Below are 18,269 nucleotides of genomic sequence, written 5' to 3'. Positions count from 1 at the left end.
TGGAATTATATTTTTATTGCAAGGGTTTAGTCAAGCAAATGACTGATAAAGTTTAGTGTTTTTCTATTTATCTTTAAATTTTGGAAACAGTGGCCGTCTGAAAGATTCAGACGGCCTCGCTCTCTACCCTATCTAAGCCCTCTTATAAAATAAAACCGCAAGACTGGCTTGCGGTTTTATTTTCACGAAAGTCCTTCCGGATTATTCGTCTGAGGCTTCGATTTCAGAAGCTTCTTGATCGGCTTGATGCCATTGCTGGTGACGGCTACGGTGGTAGGTCAAACCTGTACCGGCAGGAATCAATCGACCGACAATCACGTTCTCTTTCAAACCGCGCAGCTCGTCTTGTTTGCCCATAATAGCGGCCTCGGTCAAGACGCGGGTTGTTTCTTGGAACGATGCCGCAGAAATGAAGCTGTCGGTAGACAAGGAAGCTTTGGTAATACCCAACAACACATTTTCATAACGTGCCGGCTCTTTGCCTTCAGCGATGGCTTTCTCATTGGCAAGCATCACATCGCTACGCTCAACTTGTTCACCGGTAATAAACTCTGTATCACCAGCATCCACAATGTTCACACGGCGCAGCATTTGACGGATGATGACTTCGATGTGTTTATCGGAAATCTTCACACCTTGCAGGCGGTAAACCTCTTGTACCTCTTGAACAATGTAGCGAGCCAATGCTTCGATACCTTGCAGACGCAGAATGTCATGCGGATCTACGGCACCGTCCACGATGGTTTCACCGCGGTTTACCACTTGACCGTCGTGTACCAAAATCTGTTTCTCTTTAGAAATCAGCGTTTCGTATGCCACACCGTCTACGTCGGTAATAATCAGACGCTGTTTACCTTTGGTTTCTTTACCGAAGGAAACGGTACCGGTAATTTCAGCCAACATGCCGGCATCTTTCGGCACGCGTGCTTCAAACAACTCAGCAACGCGTGGCAGACCACCGGTAATATCGCGGGTTTTAGAAGACGCTTGAGGAATACGCGCCAGCACATCACCCTTACCGACTTCCTGACCTTCACGGACAGTAATCACTGCACCGACCGGGAACGCCATAGAAACCGGCGTAGTCGTACCTGGGATACAGATTTCCAAACCGTTCTCATCCAACAATTTGACAGTCGGACGCAACAGTTTGGAAGCACCGGAGGAGCGACGTTTGCCGTCGATGACCACCAAAGTGGACAAACCGGTTACATCATCGGTCTGTTTCGCAACGGTTACACCCTCTTCTACGTTTTCGAATTTCACCAAACCTGCATGTTCGGTAATCATCGGACGGGTATGCGGATCCCAAGTTGCCAAAGTTTGACCGGCTTTAATGGCTTCGCCGTCTTGTACCAACAGGATTGCACCGTAAGGTACTTTGTGGCGTTCACGTTCACGGCCGATTTCATCGTGAATCACGACTTCACAAGAGCGGCCAATGACAACCAATTCGCCTTTGTTATTGGCAACGTAACGCATTTGGCTGCTGAAACGAGCTGTACCGTTGGATTTGGCTTCCACTTGGCTGGCAGCAGCCGCACGAGATGCTGCACCACCGATGTGGAACGTACGCATGGTCAGCTGAGTACCTGGTTCGCCAATAGATTGTGCAGCAATGACACCTACAGCCTCACCGGCGTTAACCAGTTTACCGCGCGCCAAGTCGCGGCCATAACAGTGTGCACACAAACCATGACGGGTTTTACAAGTAATTGGCGTACGGACTTTAACCTCGTCAACACCAGATTGGTCAATGATATCGACTAATTTCTCAGTCAGCAGTGTACCTGCCTCAACCAATGTTTCTCCTGTTGAAGGATCAACAACATCTGATGCTGTAACACGACCTAAAATACGATCGCGCAACGCTTCAATTACGTCACCGCCTTGTACTACTGCTTTCATGACAAAGCCGTCTGAAGTACCGCAATCGTCTTCAACAACAACCAAGTCTTGAGTTACGTCTACCAGACGACGGGTCAGGTAACCGGAGTTTGCCGTTTTCAACGCGGTATCCGCCAAACCCTTACGCGCACCGTGGGTCGCAATAAAGTATTGCAATACAGTCAAACCTTCGCGGAAGTTAGAGGTAATCGGCGTTTCGATAATGGAGCCGTCAGGTTTGGCCATCAAACCACGCATACCGGACAACTGTTTAATCTGAGCCGCAGAACCACGGGCACCAGAGTCGGCCATCATGTAAATAGAGTTGAAGGACTCTTGATCAACTTCGTTGCCGTCACGGTCGATGACTTTTTGCTTGGACAGATTATCCATCATTGCTTTAGCGATTTTATCGCCGGCACGACCCCAAATATCGACTACTTTGTTGTAGCGTTCGCCATTGGTCACCAAACCTTGACGGTATTGGTCTTCAATTTCTTTAACTTCGGCATTAGCCTCAGCCAGCAAGGCTGCTTTTTCTTTCGGAATTTCCATATCGTCAACCGCAATGGAAATACCGCCTTTAGCCGCAAAACCGAAACCGGTATACATCAAGTGGTCGGCGAAAATAACTGTTTCACGCAGGCCGCACAGACGGAACGATGCGTTAATCAGTTTAGAAATTTCTTTTTTCTTCAGCGCTTTGTTGATGTATTCAAACGGCAGGCCTTTAGGCAGGATTTCGCTCAGCAATGCGCGGCCGACTGTTGTTTCGTAACGGTTAACAACAGGTTCAAACTCACCTGCTTCGTTTTTCACCCATTCGCGCAGGCGTACGGTAATTTTCGTACCCAACTCAACCTGTTTGGTATGGTATGCACGATGTACTTCTTTCACATCGGCAAACAGGCTGCCTTCGCCTTTGGCATTGATACGGTCGCGGGTCATGTAGTACAGACCCAATACGATGTCTTGGGAAGGTACAATGATTGGTTCGCCGTTGGCTGGAGACAATACGTTGTTTGAAGCCAGCATCAAAGTGCGCGCTTCCATTTGTGCTTCCAAGCTCAATGGAACGTGTACGGCCATTTGGTCACCGTCAAAGTCGGCGTTAAATGCGGCACATACTAACGGATGCAACTGAATCGCTTTACCTTCGATCAGGATGGGTTCGAACGCTTGAATACCCAAACGGTGCAGGGTTGGCGCACGGTTCAGCATAATCGGATGTTCGCGGATCACTTCTTCCAAGATATCCCATACTTCAGGTACTTCTTGCTCTACCAATTTTTTCGCAGCTTTAACGGTAGAGGCCAAACCTTGTTTTTCCAATTTATGGAAAATGAACGGTTTGAACAATTCCAAAGCCATTTTCTTCGGCAGACCACATTGGTGCAGACGCAGGTATGGACCTACGGTAATCACGGAACGACCGGAGTAGTCCACACGTTTACCCAGCAGGTTTTGACGGAAACGACCGCCCTTACCTTTAATCATGTCGGCCAACGATTTCAGCGGACGTTTGTTGGCACCAGTCATGGCTTTACCGCGACGGCCGTTATCCAACAGCGAGTCAACCGCTTCTTGCAACATACGTTTTTCATTGCGGACGATGATGTCAGGCGCATGCAGTTCCAGCAGACGTTTCAGACGGTTGTTACGGTTGATGACGCGACGGTATAAATCGTTCAAATCAGAAGTGGCAAAACGACCGCCATCCAATGGAACCAACGGACGCAAATCAGGTGGCAATACCGGCAGCACATCCATAATCATCCACTCCAGTTTCATACCGGAACGATGGAAGGCTTCCAACACTTTCAAGCGTTTGGCAATTTTTTTGATTTTGGTGTCAGAACCGGTAGATTCCAGCTCTTGACGCAGGATTTCGATTTCGCCGGCAATATCCAGGGTGCGCAGCAATTCGCGGATACCTTCCGCACCCATTTTGGCATCAAAGTCGTCGCCGTATTCGTCCAGCTTGTTGTAGTAATCGTCTTCAGTCAGCAATTGACGGCGTTGTAACGGAGTCATGCCGGGATCGGTCACCACGAATGCTTCAAAGTACAATACGCGTTCGATATCACGCAACGTCATGTCCAATACCATACCCAGGCGGGAAGGCAGGGATTTTAAGAACCAGATGTGGGCAACAGGTGCAGCCAATTCGATATGGCCCATGCGTTCGCGGCGCACTTTGGACAGGGTAACTTCTACACCACATTTTTCACAGGTTACGCCTTTAAATTTCAAGCGTTTGTACTTACCGCACAAACATTCATAGTCTTTAACTGGGCCAAAGATTTTGGCGCAGAATAAACCGTCGCGCTCTGGTTTGAACGTACGGTAGTTGATGGTTTCAGGTTTTTTAACTTCGCCATAAGACCATGAGCGGATGGTTTCGGGAGAGGCAATACCGATTTTGATGGCATCAAACTCTTCTTCCATGCCGGCGGTTTGCAACGGATTAAATAAGTTCAACAAATTCATTTTTGCTCCTTGAAGGAAGTATTTTTACCGCGTGGCGGATTTTCGATATTGGAAACGGTACTTTTGATTTCAGACGGCCTAAATGCCGATTGCTTCATTCTTATTTTGAAATCATTTTTTCAGACGACCTTAAAAGGCCGTCTGAAAACTTCTGTTTAGTAGCGTTCCAAATCGATATCCAAGCCCAGTGAGCGAATCTCTTTAACCAATACGTTAAAGGATTCAGGCATACCGGCATCGATTTTGTGTTCGCCTTTGACGATGTTTTCGTACATTTTGGTACGACCGTTCACGTCGTCCGACTTCACTGTCAGCATCTCTTGCAACGTGTATGCTGCACCGTATGCTTCCAGCGCCCAAACCTCCATCTCACCGAAACGTTGGCCACCGAACTGGGCTTTACCGCCCAGAGGTTGTTGGGTAACCAGACTGTACGGACCGGTAGAACGGGCATGCATTTTTTCATCAACCAAGTGGTGCAGTTTCAGATAGTGCATCACACCGACTGTTACCTTGCGGTCAAACGGTTCGCCAGAGCGTCCGTCATACAGCGTGATTTGGGTTTTGCTGTCGTTAAAGCCCAATTTTTCAACTTCTGGATCGTCACTTGGATAAGCCAAGTTCAACATTTCGCGGATTTCAGACTCTTTCGCACCGTCAAACACTGGGGATGCGAAAGATGCGCCTTTACGCAAGTTAGAAGCCAATTCGATGATTTCTTCATCTGTCAGGCTGTCTAAATCTTCTTTCTTACCGCTGCTGTTGTAGAGTTTGTTCAAGAACTCGCGCAACTCGCTGGCTTTGCGTTGCTCTTTCAGCATACGGTCGATACGCTCGCCGATACCTTTTGCCGCCCAACCCAAGTGAACTTCCAAAATCTGACCGATGTTCATACGGGAAGGTACGCCCAACGGGTTCAGTACGATGTCTACCGGACGTCCGTCAGCCATGTAAGGCATGTCTTCCACCGGCAGAATGCGTGATACCACACCTTTGTTACCGTGGCGACCCGCCATTTTGTCACCGGCTTGCAGACGGCGTTTGATGGCGATAAATACTTTCACCATTTTTTGTACGCCCGGTTGCAGCTCGTCGCCTTGAGTCAGTTTTTTCTTCTTAATCTCATACAACTCGTCCGCTTCTTCGCGTTTTTGTTGCAGGCTCAATTTAATCAGTTCCAACTGTTTAGCCAAATCTTCGTCAGCCAGGCGGATATCGAACCAATCATGTTTGCTGGACAGGCTTGCCAGATATTCAGTAGTAATCTCGCTGCCTTTAGCCAGCTTCATCGGCCCGCCGTTGGCTTTTTGGCCGACAATCATGCGCTCAATACGGTCAAATGCATCGTTATCAAAAATACGCAACTGGTCGCTCAAGTCTTGACGGTAACGTTTCAGCTCGGAATCAATAATGGATTGGGCACGTTTGTCGCGTTGGATACCTTCACGGGTAAAGACTTGAACGTCGATAACGGTACCGCTCATACCGGTAGGCATACGCAATGAAGTATCTTTTACATCAGACGCTTTTTCACCGAAGATGGCGCGCAACAGTTTTTCTTCAGGAGTCAGTTGGGTTTCGCCTTTAGGCGTTACTTTACCTACCAAGACGTCACCAGCTTCCACTTCTGCACCGATGTAAACAATACCGGATTCATCCAAACGGTTTTGCATACGTTCGGACAAGTTCGGAATATCGCGGGTGATATCTTCCGCACCCAGCTTGGTATCACGGGCAACAACGTTCAATTCCTCAATGTGAATCGAAGTATAGCGGTCGTCTGCAGCCACTTTTTCAGAAATCAGAATCGAGTCTTCGTAGTTGTAACCGTTCCACGGCATAAAGGCGATGGTCATGTTTTGACCCAGAGCCAATTCGCCCAAATCAGTGGAAGCACCATCGGCAATCAAATCGCCGCGTTGCAAAACATCGCCTGCTTTGACAGCCGGACGTTGGTTGATGTTGGTAGATTGGTTGGAACGGGTAAATTTAACCAAGTTGTAAATATCGACACCCACTTCACCGGCAGTCGCCTCATCGTCATGGACACGAATCACAACACGGTTGGCATCAACATACTCAACCACACCGCCGCGGCGGGCAACGATTGCAGTAGCAGAGTCAACGGCAACAGAACGCTCAATACCGGTACCAACCATCGGTTTCTCAGGGCGCAGGCACGGTACGGCCTGACGTTGCATGTTGGCACCCATCAATGCACGGTTCGCGTCATCATGCTCCAAGAATGGAATCAGAGATGCCGCTACAGATACCACTTGACCAGTTGCCACGTCCATATATTGGACACGATCAGGCGTTGCCATAATGGTTTCGCCTTTTTCACGACAAGTGACTAAATCGCCAATCAAATTGCCGTCTTTGTCCAAATCAGCATTCGCCTGTGCAATCACATAGCGGCCTTCTTCGATGGCAGACAAGTAATCGATTTCCTCGGTTACTTTACCGTCGATAACGCGGCGGTAAGGAGTTTCCAAGAAACCATAATCATTGGTGCGCGCATAAACGGACAATGAGTTGATCAAACCAATGTTCGGACCTTCAGGTGTTTCAATAGGACATACACGGCCATAGTGGGTCGGATGTACGTCTCGCACCTCAAAGCCTGCACGTTCACGGGTCAAACCACCCGGGCCCAATGCAGACACACGGCGTTTATGGGTTACTTCAGACAATGGGTTGGTCTGATCCATAAACTGGCTCAATTGGCTAGAACCGAAGAATTCTTTAATCGCAGCAGAAACAGGTTTCGCATTAATCAAGTCATGCGGCATCAAGTTCTCAGATTCTGCTTGATTCAAACGTTCTTTAACGGCACGTTCCACACGAGCCAAACCACTGCGGAATTGGTTTTCTGTCAACTCACCTACGGAACGAACGCGACGGTTGCCCAAGTGGTCAATATCATCTACTTCGCCATGACCATTACGCAATTCAACCAATGTGGCAATGGAAACTACAATGTCTTCTACGCTCAGAACGTAACCGCCTTTTTCAGCTGCGCCAGCCAAAGTCTCATTCAATAGACGGCCATACCAAGAGTTTTGTTGTGCTTCGGACAATTTTTGCTCGTATGTGCGCGTATTAAATTTCATACGGCCTACACGAGACAAGTCATAGCTGTCTTCACTGAAGAATAAACGGTTGAAGAGCTGCTCGACAGCTTCTTCGGTAGGTGGTTCGCCAGGGCGCATCATGCGGTAAATTGCTACACGCGCAGCTTGTTGGTCGGCTGTTTCATCTGTACGCAGAGTGCTGGAAATATAACCGCCCTGATCCAATTCATTGATGTACAGGGTAGTAATTTCTTTTACGCCGTTAATATCAAGTTTGGCCAACAGCTCTTCTGTGATTTCATCGTTAGCAGAAGCCAATACTTCGCCGGTTTCCGGATCAATCAGATCAGTAGCCAATGCTTTACCCAACAGGCTTTCTGGTTCTACATCCAGTCGAGTCAAGCCTGCATTGGTAATATCACGGATATTTTTCGCAGTAATACGTTTACCTTTGGCAACCAATACATTGCCTTCTTTATCCAAGATATCAACTTTGGCAGTTTCGCCTTTCAGACGGCTTGCAACCAGATCTGTTTGAACACCGTTTGAAGACAAATAGAAAGTTTCTTTGTCATAGAAAATATCCAAGATTTGTTCATTGTTGTAGCCCAAAGCTTTCAACAAAATCGTAACCGGCATTTTACGGCGACGGTCGATACGGAAATACAGCAAATCTTTTGGATCAAATTCGAAATCCAACCATGAACCACGGTAAGGAATAATACGAGCAGAGAACAACAGCTTACCGGAAGAATGAGTTTTACCACGGTCATGCTCAAAGAACACACCTGGAGAACGGTGCAACTGGGAAACAATTACACGCTCTGTACCATTGATGACAAAAGAGCCACTTGGCGTCATCAATGGGATTTCGCCCATATATACTTCATTTTCACGAACTTCTTTTACAGTCGGTTTAGATGCTTCTTTATCCAAAATCACCAAACGGATACGTGCACGCAATGGAGCCGCATAAGTAATACCGCGCAATTGACATTCAGGAATATCGAACAAAGGTTCGCCCAATGTGTAATGCACAAACTCCAATCGCGCATAACCATTATGGCTCACAATCGGGAAAATAGAATTGAATGCTGCTTGCAGACCATCATCAGTACGTTGGTCAAAAGCGTTTTCCAGCTGCAAAAATTTCGCATAAGAATCAATTTGGGTTGCCAGCAGGAAAGGAACATCCAAGACATTCTCTCGCTTTGCAAAACTCTTACGGATACGTTTTTTCTCGGTAAACGAATAGCTCATATACACTCCGAAAAGCAATTTTAAATAATAGGCCGTCTGAAACAACGGCATGCATCAACCTGATATTTACATTTATTTGCAATGGTTTTATCAAGACTATGCAAATAAATGTAAACAATGCCTGATGCTTATTTTAAGAAGCAAAATAAGGCTGGCAGAAAACTGCCAGCCTTCACAGGAAGCATTAAATTATTTGATTTCGACTTTAGCGCCGGCTTCTTCCAGTTGTTTTTGGATGTCTTCAGCTTCAGCTTTAGAAACACCTTCTTTCAGAGTTTTAGGTGCACCGTCAACGATGTCTTTAGCTTCTTTCAGACCCAAGCCAGTGATAGCGCGGACAACTTTAATCACGCCAACTTTTTGATCACCAGCAGAAGCCAATACTACGTCAAATTCAGTTTTTTCTTCAGCAGCAGCTGCACCAGCACCTGCAGGACCTGCAACTGCAACAGCAGCAGCAGAAACGCCAAATTTCTCTTCAAAAGCTTTAACCAGGTCGTTCAATTCCATTACGGTCAAAGAACCAACGGCTTCCAAAATGTCTTCTTTAGTAATAGCCATGCTATTTTACTCCAAATATTGTATTAAAAAATAATTGATTAAATGAAACAAAATCGATTAAGCGGCTTCTTCGCCGGCTTTTTTCTCTGCCAAAGCAGCCAAACCACGTGCAAAGCCTGATACAGGAGCTTGCATAACGAACAACAGTTTGGACAACAGCTCTTCGCGGCTTGGAATAGAAGCCAACTCAGCAACCTGAGCAGGATTCATCACTTCGCCATTGTAAGAACCGGCTTTAACGATGATTTTGTCATCTTTTTTCGCGAATTGGTGCAGCACTTTAGCAGCAGCAACAGCATCTTCAGAAGCAGCGTAAACCAATGGACCAACCATTTGATCGGCCAAACCTGCGAATGAAGTACCCTCTACTGCGCGACGAGCCAGAGTATTTTTCAGAACGCGCAAGTAAACGCCTTCTTTACGTGCATTCGCACGAAGCTCAGTCATGCTGGAAACACTGATACCGCGATATTCAGCGACTACGAGAGTTTGAGCGTTAGCAATTGCTGCGCTAATTTCCTCTACGGCCACTTTCTTGGTTTCAATATTGAGACTCAAGGTCTACCTCCCACTGTTTATAAACAGGATACCGAAATGATATCCCACCAGCGCGGTAACCTAAAAAGACATCTTACAAGCAATCTTGCAATGTGTTTCAGGACTACCGTCTGCGTAGGGCAGTTACGATTAAATCTTACGATCCCTACGGTCTTGGACATCTACTTAATTTTAAGTAGCCCAAATTCAGGCAACCCAGAAAGCCGGATCACCTGAAAATTTCTTAGTTGTTCACGCTTGCAGTATCAACGCGAACACCCAAACCCATAGTGCTGGATACAGCAACTTTTTTCAGGTACTGACCTTTAGCAGCAGCAGGTTTGGCTTTAACGATAGCATCCAGCAACGCATTGAAGTTTTCTTTCAAGTCAGCTTCAGCGAAAGAAGCACGACCGATAGTTGCATGAACGATACCGGCTTTATCTGTACGGTATTGTACTTGACCTGCTTTTGCATTTTTAACTGCTTCAGCAACGTTAGGAGTAACAGTACCTACTTTAGGGTTTGGCATCAGACCACGAGGCCCCAAGATGGTACCCAATTGACCAACGATACGCATTGCATCAGGAGAAGCAATAACAACGTCAAAGTTCAGGTTACCAGCTTTGATTTCAGCAGCCAGATCTTCAAAACCGACGATATCTGCACCCGCTTCTTTAGCAGCATCTGCATTTGCACCTTGTGTAAATACAGCTACGCGAGCTGTTTTACCGGTACCTTTAGGCAGAACGACTGAACCACGGATAACTTGGTCAGATTTACGAGGATCAACGCCCAAGTTGAAAGATACGTCAACAGACTCGTCAAATTTAGCGGTAGCAGCTTTTTTAACCAAAGCAATTGCTTCGTCGATTGCGTACAGTTTGTTAGCTTCAACAGAAGAGCGAAGAGCTTTCAAGCGTTTAGATACTTTAGCCATTATACAACACCCTCCACGTCCAAGCCCATTGAGCGAGCAGAACCTGCGATAGTACGAACAGCCGCATCTAAGTCAGCAGCAGTCAAATCAGGCTCTTTAGTTTTAGCAATTTCTTCCAACTGAGCACGGGTCAATTTACCCACTTTGTTAGTCAGAGGATTAGAACTACCTTTTTGCAGACCAGCAGCTTTTTTCAACAAGATAGAAGCTGGTGGAGTTTTCATCACAAATGTGAATGATTTATCTGCAAATGCAGTAATCACGACTGGAATTGGCAAACCAGGTTCCATACCTTGGGTTGCAGCATTAAATGCTTTACAGAATTCCATGATGTTCAAACCACGTTGACCCAAAGCTGGACCAACTGGGGGAGATGGATTGGCTTTACCTGCAGGAATTTGCAGTTTAATGTAGCCGATAATTTTCTTTGCCACTTAAAGGACTCCTAAAAACGGGTATAACGCGGAACCATTCCGCTTCCCAAACAGAATTCGCGATTATATCCGCTTAAAAAAAATTTTTCAAGCGAATTAAACCACTTAAATCTTTTCAACCTGACCGAACTCTAATTCAACTGGTGTTTCGCGACCAAAAATCTGAACTGAAACACGCAGTCTATTACGTTCGTAATTAACTTCATCAACAATACCGTTAAAATCAGCAAATGGGCCTTCGTTTACTCGAACTTGCTGACCAACTTCAAACTCAACTTTTGGTTTTGGCTTCTCAACACCTGTTTTAGCTTGTTGCAAAATAGCATCTGCATCTTTTTGAGAAATTGGGATCGGGCGATTTCCACTACCGCCTACAAAACCATTTACTCGAGGAGTGCTCTTAACCAAATGCCACGAGTCATCAGTCATTTCCATTTCGACCAATACATAGCCTGGATAGAATTTACGCTCACTGATGGTTTTTCGACCATTCTTGATATCTACTACTTCCTCGACGGGCACAAGAATCTGACCGAAATAATCTTCCATGTTTTCACGAGCAATACGCTCTTTCAATGTTTTTTGGACATTTTTTTCAAAACCGGAATAGGCCTGCACCACATACCAACGCTTTGACATCTTTACCCTTTCCTATTTAATAAAACATCAAAAAACAACCATGAAATAATTGTATCTGCCACATAAATGAAGGCTGCTAAAATCGCAACAAAGATAATTACAAATACAGTCATTTTGACCGCCTCATCCCGACTCGGCCAAACCACTTTCTTGAACTCGGTCCAAGAGCTCTTAAAATATGCAAACAGACCTTCTTTCTTTTCAGGAGCTGGTTTACTGCTTACCACTACTTCCTTTTTCTGATGGCCTTCTTTGTGTCCAGACGGATGTTCTGTCATCTTTACTCACTTATCAATGCCCCACCTACCATCCATTTTAGATGGCGACATTAATCCATATAATTAATTCTAGATAATCTTAAAACTTAAGTACAAAAAAATTAACCGGCACAAGGCCGGTTAATTTTTTATTTGGCAGGCCAAGAGGGTCTCGAACCCCCAACCCTCGGTTTTGGAGACCGATACTCTACCAATTGAGCTATTGGCCTCTAAACTTAAGCGATGATAGAAGAAACCACACCTGCACCTACGGTACGGCCACCTTCGCGAATCGCAAAGCGCAGACCTTCTTCCATAGCGATAGGTGCAATCAGTTCTACAGTAATGGTTACGTTCTCACCCGGCATTACCATTTCTACGCCTTCTTCCAAAGTAACTGCACCAGTTACGTCGGTAGTACGGAAGTAGAATTGTGGACGGTAGTTAGCGAAGAATGGAGTGTGACGGCCACCCTCTTCTTTGCTCAGTACGTATACTTCTGCTTTGAATTTGGTGTGAGGAGTGATAGTACCCGGTTTAGCCAATACTTGACCACGCTCTACGTCTTCACGTTTAGTACCACGCAGCAATACGCCTACGTTGTCACCTGCTTGACCTTCGTCCAGCAGTTTGCGGAACATTTCAACACCGGTACAAGTGGTTTTTTGGGTTTCTTTCAGACCTACGATTTCGATCTCGTCACCAACGTGGATGATACCGCGCTCTACACGACCGGTTACTACTGTACCACGGCCAGAGATAGAGAATACGTCTTCGATAGGCAACAAGAAAGGTTTGTCCACAGCACGCTCAGGTGTTGGGATGTAGCTGTCCAAAGCAGCAGCCAGTTCGAAGATTTTTTCTTCGTAAGCAGCATCACCTTCCAAAGCTTTCAATGCAGAACCTTGTACGATTGGGCAATCGTCGCCTGGGAAGTCGTAGCTTGACAGCAGGTCACGGATTTCCATTTCAACCAGTTCCAACAGCTCGGCATCGTCAACCATGTCGCATTTGTTCATGAACACGATGATGTAAGGTACGCCTACTTGACGAGCCAACAGGATGTGTTCGCGAGTTTGCGGCATAGGACCGTCAGCTGCGGAACATACCAAGATAGCGCCGTCCATTTGGGCAGCACCGGTAATCATGTTTTTAACGTAGTCGGCGTGGCCCGGGCAGTCTACGTGTGCGTAGTGACGGGTTTCGGTTTCGTATTCTACATGTGAGGTATTAATGGTAATACCGCGGGCTTTTTCTTCAGGAGCGTTATCGATTTGGTCGTAAGCTTTTGCAGCGCCACCGAATTTTTTAGCCAAAATAGTAGTCAATGCAGCAGTCAGAGTGGTTTTACCATGGTCAACGTGACCGATAGTACCAACGTTTACGTGCGGTTTGCTACGTTCAAATTTTTCCTTAGCCATGGCAATATCCTATAATCTAAGCTTTTGAAAGAAAGGGTAATAATGAGATGGTGCCCATGGGCAGATTTGAACTGCCGACCTCTCCCTTACCAAGGGAGTGCTCTACCCCTGAGCTACATGGGCGAAATTGTTTGGAGCGGGTGAAGGGAATCGAACCCTCACCGTAAGCTTGGAAGGCTTCTGCTCTACCATTGAGCTACACCCGCATACTCACTATTTGCTCCAAGTAAGAATTTTTGGTGGAGGGAGAAGGATTCGAACCTTCGAAGCTCACGCAACAGATTTACAGTCTGCCCCCTTTGACCGCTCGGGAATCCCTCCAAAAGAGAACGCTAGTTTATTTGCAACTCAGATTTCCGTCAAGATTTTTTTTCACTTATTTCTTTAAAAATATCCAAGCTTTTGCTTTTAAACACTATTTATTTAAACTGAATGATTTTTTCGTACTTAGCCATCAGTTCTTCGTGCGTTTCAGGATGCTCTTCATCGATCAAGATACAGTCGACAGGACATACCTGTTGGCACTGCGGCTCATCGTAATGGCCCACACATTGCGTACACAAATTTGGATTGATTTCGTAAATTTCTTCACCTTGCGAAATGGCATCATTAGGGCATTCCGGTTCGCACACATCGCAGTTAATGCACTCATCTGTAATAAAGAGCGACATTTCTATTTCCTTTTTTCTTAAATTATCAAAACCGATTGGGCGCGGATTATAGCACAAATGACGTCGGAACAATTCGTTTGAAAGAATGTTTTACACCTTGGGAATGATTCTCAAATTCCATACTATTCAGCAACTTGCGAATAGAGCAATAATTCAAACTTACTCATTCCCGCCTTTCCTTCCCGATAAATTTCCAGCCAATCCGGTTTTTCAGGCAGCTTCCCTGCTTCAATATAGACCATCGCCTCATTTTTCAAGTGGCTTTGCAATCGGATAAACAAATTTTGCCAATCTTCCCATGCAAACGGCGGATCAAGGAACACGACATCAAATTTTTCAGACGGCCTTGTCAAATAAGCCATGCCGTCTGAACACACGATTTCCACCTGTTTCAAACCTAATTCACGGATATTTTTCTGAAGTGTTTGTACAGTTTGGCGGTGGTTATCGACCATTACCACTTTTGCCGCATGACGAGAAGCAGCCTCCATTCCCAAAGCACCACTACCGCTGAATAAATCCAATACTGTTTTGCCGGTTAAATCCTGACCCAACCAGTTAAACAGTTTTTCACGCACGCTGTCAGGTGTCGGACGCAAACCATCTGCGGACAGAAAAGTTAACTTTCGTCCCCTACATTGCCCGCCAATGATGCGTACTTGATTGGTGTGTTTGGAATGTTTGTTATTTGCCATAATTTTTTAAAAGATGCCGGGTTTTCAGACGGCCTCAATTATATAGTGAAACTGCTATCAAACCGTATTTCGATCTCTGCTTTTAGAGACCACAAGGTCGTCTGAAAAATTTTTCAGACGACCTTGTGGTTTTGAATTTGACGACATGAAATATTGAACTGCGTTTCACCGTGTGAAGTATGTTTTCAACTTAAACATAAAACTAGATAAATTACATTTGCTTATTTATAATGAGTAGTCATTTTTGAAACATTAATGTAAGACTACTATCATGTCAGATCTGAATCTCAGTAACAGTATATTTCAAGGTTACAACGACAAACATGGCTTAATGATTTGTGGGTATGAATGGGGTTGGAGTAAAGCCGATGAGGCTGCTTATGTAGCAGGTGAATACAAACTCCCTGAAAACAAAATCGACCATACATTTGCCAATAAATCCCTCTATTACGGTGAGCAGGCAAAAAAGTGGCGTTACGACAATACGATAAAAAATTGGTTTGAAATGTGGGGACACCCCTTAGACGAAAATGGATTGGGCGGTGCATTTGAAAAATCCCTGGTACAAACCAACTGGGCAGCCACTCAGGGCAACAAAATCGACAATCCAAACAAATTTCTCCAGCCTGAACACGTCGATAATTTTCTCTACCACATTGAGAAACTACGCCCTAAATTGATTCTCTTCATGGGAAGTAATCTGACAAATTATCTTAATCGCGCAAATGTATTGCCGCGCTTTGAGCAGCTTGTCGGAAAACAAACTCAACCGCTACGAGTAGTACAAAAAGATTTTAGCGGTACACGTTTCAAAATCAGATTCCAATCGTTTGAAAATTGCGAAGTCGTCTGCCTGCCCCACCCTAGTGCCAGCCGCGGTCTATCTTACGATTACATAGCCTTATTTGAACCAGAAATGAACCGTATTTTATCGGACTTTAAAACGACACGCGGATTTAAATAAAACAATCACAGAAAAGCAAAGGTCGTCTGAAATTTTTTCAGACGACCTTTTCTCTTTAAACCAACCTACTTTCATCATTCTTTCGGTGCAGGCGGTTCAATCTGTTCTTTCCAGCCGCATTCTTTTTGCGGGCAGACTTTTTCCACGCCCCAGCGTTTGGTGGTTTTGATGGTTAAAACCGGCCAATGGCAGTTCGGACACTCTTCGGCGACGGGCGGGTTCCAAGTGGCGTAGTTACAATCCGGATAGGTACTGCAACTGTAAAACAGTTTGCCGTAGCGGGATTTGCGCTCGACGAGGTTGCCTTTTTTGCATTGCGGGCATTGGACGCCGGTATCTTTCGGTTTTTCCAGCGGCTCGACGTGTTTGCATTTCGGATAGTTGGCGCAGCCGATGAATTTGCTGCCGGTGCGGCTGTATTTGTACACTAGGCGACCGCCGCATTTGGGGCATTCACGTCCGTCAAGTTCGGCTTGCTCGGCTTCGGCTTTGGCGATGCGTTCGGCGGCTTCTTCGGCGGTTTCGTTAACGTTGCGCGTGTAGCTGCATTCGGGATAACCGGCACACGCAACAAAACGACCCATTTTGCCGAATTTGATTTGCAACTTGTGTTCGCCGCATTTCGGACAGGTTTCATCGAGTTCCTGCGTGGTAAATTTGGCGCGTTCGATACCCTCTTTTTCTTCCACTTGCTTGATAAATGGCTTCCAGAATTTGTCCATCACAGGGATCCATTGGCGTTTGCCGTTGGCAATTTCGTCAAGCTGGTCTTCGAGTTTGGCGGTGAAGTGGTAATCGACATATTGGGCGAAGTGTTCGGTCAGGAATTTATTGACGATGTCGCCTGTGTCGGTGGGCATGAAGCGTTTTTGCTCAAGGGTAACGTATTCGCGGTCTTTGAGCGTGGAAATAATGCTGGCGTAGGTCGATGGGCGGCCAATGCCGTATTCTTCGAGGGCTTTAACCAGTGTGGCTTCGTTGTAGCGCGGCGGAGGGGTAGTGAAGTGTTGTTCGCCGTAGAGTTTGTCCACGGGCAGTTTATCGCCCTCGCTCATTTCGGGCAGTTTTTTGCTGTCTTCGCCTTCTTCATCGTCGCTGCTTTCTTCGTAAACGCTGAGGAAGCCTGCGAAGGTTTGCACTTGTCCGGTTACGCGGAATACGCCCTTGCCGACGGTAATATCGACGGTGGTTTGGTCGAATTTGGCGGGCGTCATCTGACAGGCGACGGTACGCTGCCAAATCATTTGATAGAGTTTGAACTGGTCTGCGCTCAGGAAGGGTTTGACGCTTTCAGGCGTGCGGTACACGGAAGTCGGACGGATCGCTTCGTGGGCTTCTTGGGCGTTTTTGGATTTGGTTTTGTATTGTTTGGCGGCACTTGGCAGATATTCTTTGCCGATTTTGTTTTCGATGTAATGGCGGATTTCGGTTAACGCTTCATCAGCCAAATTCACGCTGTCGGTACGCATATAGGTAATCAGACCGATGGCGCCCTGCCCTACGTCTATACCTTCATAAAGCTGTTGGGCGGTACGCATGGTGCGGTCGGTGGTGAAGCCAAGTTTACGCACGGCATCCTGCTGCATGGTGGATGTGGTGAACGGCGCGGCGGGATTGCGGCTGCGCTTTTTCTTTTCGATGGCGGTAACGACGGCCTCTTTACCTTCGAGTTCTTTCAACACGTCGGCTTGCGCGGCTTCGTTCGGCAGGTCGAATTGTTCGAGTTTCGCGCCGTTGTATTGGGCGAGTTTGGCGGTGAACTTGCTGCGGCCTTTGTGGCTGTCGAGATGCACCGTCCAATATTCCTGCGCTTCAAACGCGCGGATTTCGTTTTCGCGTTCGCAAATCAAACGCAGGGCGGGACTTTGCACGCGGCCCGCGCTCAAACCGCGGCGGATTTTTTTCCATAACAATGGCGAGAGGTTGAAACCGACCAGATAGTCCAAAGCGCGGCGGGCTTGTTGCGCATCAACCAAATCCATTTCGATTTCACGCGGATGGGCGACGGCATCGAGTACGGCGTTTTTGGTGATTTCGTGGAACACGACACGCTGCGGCTTGATGTTTTTCAGGCCGCGTTTGGATTTGAGGATTTCCAAAAGATGCCAGGAAATGGCTTCGCCTTCCCTATCCGGGTCGGTTGCGAGGTAGATGTTTTCGGCTTCTTTGGCCCCTGCGACGATGGCATCGACGTGTTTGCTGTTGCGACTGATCAGCTGATACTTCATGGCAAAGCCGTTGTCGGGATCGACTGCTCCGCTTTTGGGTACCAAGTCGCGGACATGACCGTAAGACGCTAAGATTTCAAAATCACCGCCCAGATATTTCTTCAGGGTTTTGGCTTTGGACGGGGATTCGACGATTAATAGGTTTTTCGCCATTGTTGTTCTCTTTTGGATGTATTGGGTTTATGTTTCAGACGGCCTTTTATCATTTTGT

13 protein-coding genes and 4 tRNA genes are annotated in these 18,269 nt (G+C 46.4%); 1 reads left to right on the top strand and 16 read right to left on the bottom strand.

Annotation, left to right across the window (positions count from 1 at the left end; genetic code table 11):
- Nucleotides 1–201 precede the first annotated feature (201 nt).
- The 15 genes from rpoC to rsmD form a co-directional block, all read right to left on the bottom strand.
- Nucleotides 202–4,377: a DNA-directed RNA polymerase subunit beta' gene (gene rpoC / locus BBP27_RS09300; protein ID WP_188212408.1), complete on the bottom strand. Its 4,176-nt coding sequence runs from the start codon at nucleotides 4,375–4,377 to the stop codon at nucleotides 202–204.
- Between the two features lie 155 nt (nucleotides 4,378–4,532).
- Nucleotides 4,533–8,711: a DNA-directed RNA polymerase subunit beta gene (rpoB, locus tag BBP27_RS09295; RefSeq protein WP_188212409.1), complete on the bottom strand. Its 4,179-nt coding sequence runs from the start codon at nucleotides 8,709–8,711 to the stop codon at nucleotides 4,533–4,535.
- A gap of 189 nt (nucleotides 8,712–8,900) precedes the next feature.
- Nucleotides 8,901–9,272, bottom strand: a complete 372-nt coding sequence (rplL, locus tag BBP27_RS09290) for a 50S ribosomal protein L7/L12 (RefSeq protein ID WP_003677916.1) — start codon at nucleotides 9,270–9,272, stop codon at nucleotides 8,901–8,903.
- 57 nt (nucleotides 9,273–9,329) lie between these two features.
- Nucleotides 9,330–9,830, bottom strand: coding sequence for a 50S ribosomal protein L10 (rplJ, locus tag BBP27_RS09285; RefSeq protein ID WP_003680699.1), 501 nt, complete (start codon nucleotides 9,828–9,830; stop codon nucleotides 9,330–9,332).
- A 223-nt stretch (nucleotides 9,831–10,053) separates the two neighbouring features.
- Nucleotides 10,054–10,749 (bottom strand): 50S ribosomal protein L1, encoded by a 696-nt coding sequence (gene rplA / locus BBP27_RS09280; protein ID WP_188212410.1) that lies wholly within the window; start codon nucleotides 10,747–10,749, stop codon nucleotides 10,054–10,056.
- Nucleotides 10,749–11,183: a 50S ribosomal protein L11 gene (gene rplK, locus BBP27_RS09275; protein ID WP_002220151.1), complete on the bottom strand. Its 435-nt coding sequence runs from the start codon at nucleotides 11,181–11,183 to the stop codon at nucleotides 10,749–10,751. Before rplK ends, rplA begins: the two co-directional genes overlap by 1 nt.
- Before the next feature lie 105 nt (nucleotides 11,184–11,288).
- Nucleotides 11,289–11,822, bottom strand: a complete 534-nt coding sequence (gene nusG, locus BBP27_RS09270; RefSeq protein ID WP_003749258.1) for a transcription termination/antitermination protein NusG — start codon at nucleotides 11,820–11,822, stop codon at nucleotides 11,289–11,291.
- Nucleotides 11,823–11,824: 2 nt separating this feature from the next.
- Nucleotides 11,825–12,100, bottom strand: coding sequence for a preprotein translocase subunit SecE (secE, locus tag BBP27_RS09265; RefSeq protein ID WP_049323750.1), 276 nt, complete (start codon nucleotides 12,098–12,100; stop codon nucleotides 11,825–11,827).
- Between the two features lie 133 nt (nucleotides 12,101–12,233).
- Nucleotides 12,234–12,309 (bottom strand) — tRNA-Trp (locus tag BBP27_RS09260).
- Nucleotides 12,310–12,315: 6 nt separating this feature from the next.
- The gene (gene tuf / locus BBP27_RS09255) at nucleotides 12,316–13,500 is read right to left on the bottom strand and encodes an elongation factor Tu (RefSeq protein ID WP_003684779.1); all 1,185 of its coding nucleotides are present in this window, start codon (nucleotides 13,498–13,500) and stop codon (nucleotides 12,316–12,318) included.
- A 48-nt stretch (nucleotides 13,501–13,548) separates the two neighbouring features.
- Nucleotides 13,549–13,623 (bottom strand) — tRNA-Thr (locus BBP27_RS09250).
- Nucleotides 13,624–13,632: 9 nt separating this feature from the next.
- Nucleotides 13,633–13,706: transfer RNA gene (locus tag BBP27_RS09245), tRNA-Gly, on the bottom strand.
- Nucleotides 13,707–13,737: 31 nt separating this feature from the next.
- Nucleotides 13,738–13,821, bottom strand: a tRNA-Tyr gene (locus BBP27_RS09240).
- A 98-nt stretch (nucleotides 13,822–13,919) separates the two neighbouring features.
- Nucleotides 13,920–14,171: a YfhL family 4Fe-4S dicluster ferredoxin gene (locus BBP27_RS09235; RefSeq protein ID WP_003679513.1), complete on the bottom strand. Its 252-nt coding sequence runs from the start codon at nucleotides 14,169–14,171 to the stop codon at nucleotides 13,920–13,922.
- 122 nt (nucleotides 14,172–14,293) lie between these two features.
- The gene (gene rsmD / locus BBP27_RS09230; protein ID WP_188212411.1) at nucleotides 14,294–14,866 is read right to left on the bottom strand and encodes a 16S rRNA (guanine(966)-N(2))-methyltransferase RsmD; all 573 of its coding nucleotides are present in this window, start codon (nucleotides 14,864–14,866) and stop codon (nucleotides 14,294–14,296) included.
- Nucleotides 14,867–15,134: 268 nt separating this feature from the next.
- On the opposite strand from rsmD, the gene BBP27_RS09225 reads away from it, so the two are divergent.
- Nucleotides 15,135–15,830, top strand: coding sequence for a hypothetical protein (locus tag BBP27_RS09225; RefSeq protein ID WP_188212426.1), 696 nt, complete (start codon nucleotides 15,135–15,137; stop codon nucleotides 15,828–15,830).
- Nucleotides 15,831–15,904: 74 nt separating this feature from the next.
- Here BBP27_RS09225 and topA read toward each other — a convergent pair whose 3' ends face one another.
- Nucleotides 15,905–18,211: a type I DNA topoisomerase gene (gene topA, locus BBP27_RS09220; protein ID WP_188212412.1), complete on the bottom strand. Its 2,307-nt coding sequence runs from the start codon at nucleotides 18,209–18,211 to the stop codon at nucleotides 15,905–15,907.
- Nucleotides 18,212–18,269: the final 58 nt, after the last annotated feature.

It is taken from the genome of Neisseria sp. RH3002v2g, assembly GCF_014596425.2.
Taxonomy (GTDB): domain Bacteria; phylum Pseudomonadota; class Gammaproteobacteria; order Burkholderiales; family Neisseriaceae; genus Neisseria.
The sequence above is the reverse complement of the archived record's forward strand: the minus strand, read 5'-3'. Positions and strand labels throughout refer to the sequence as shown.

Coding starts and splice junctions, on each gene's coding strand:
- rpoC (WP_188212408.1), bottom strand. CDS start 4,377: ATGAATTTGTTGAACTTATTTAATCCGTTGCAAACCGCCGGCATGGAA.
- rpoB (WP_188212409.1), bottom strand. CDS start 8,711: ATGAGCTATTCGTTTACCGAGAAAAAACGTATCCGTAAGAGTTTTGCA.
- rplL (WP_003677916.1), bottom strand. CDS start 9,272: ATGGCTATTACTAAAGAAGACATTTTGGAAGCCGTTGGTTCTTTGACC.
- rplA (WP_188212410.1), bottom strand. CDS start 10,749: ATGGCTAAAGTATCTAAACGCTTGAAAGCTCTTCGCTCTTCTGTTGAA.
- nusG (WP_003749258.1), bottom strand. CDS start 11,822: ATGTCAAAGCGTTGGTATGTGGTGCAGGCCTATTCCGGTTTTGAAAAA.
- secE (WP_049323750.1), bottom strand. CDS start 12,100: ATGACAGAACATCCGTCTGGACACAAAGAAGGCCATCAGAAAAAGGAA.
- tuf (WP_003684779.1), bottom strand. CDS start 13,500: ATGGCTAAGGAAAAATTTGAACGTAGCAAACCGCACGTAAACGTTGGT.
- BBP27_RS09235 (WP_003679513.1), bottom strand. CDS start 14,171: ATGTCGCTCTTTATTACAGATGAGTGCATTAACTGCGATGTGTGCGAA.
- rsmD (WP_188212411.1), bottom strand. CDS start 14,866: ATGGCAAATAACAAACATTCCAAACACACCAATCAAGTACGCATCATT.
- topA (WP_188212412.1), bottom strand. CDS start 18,211: ATGGCGAAAAACCTATTAATCGTCGAATCCCCGTCCAAAGCCAAAACC.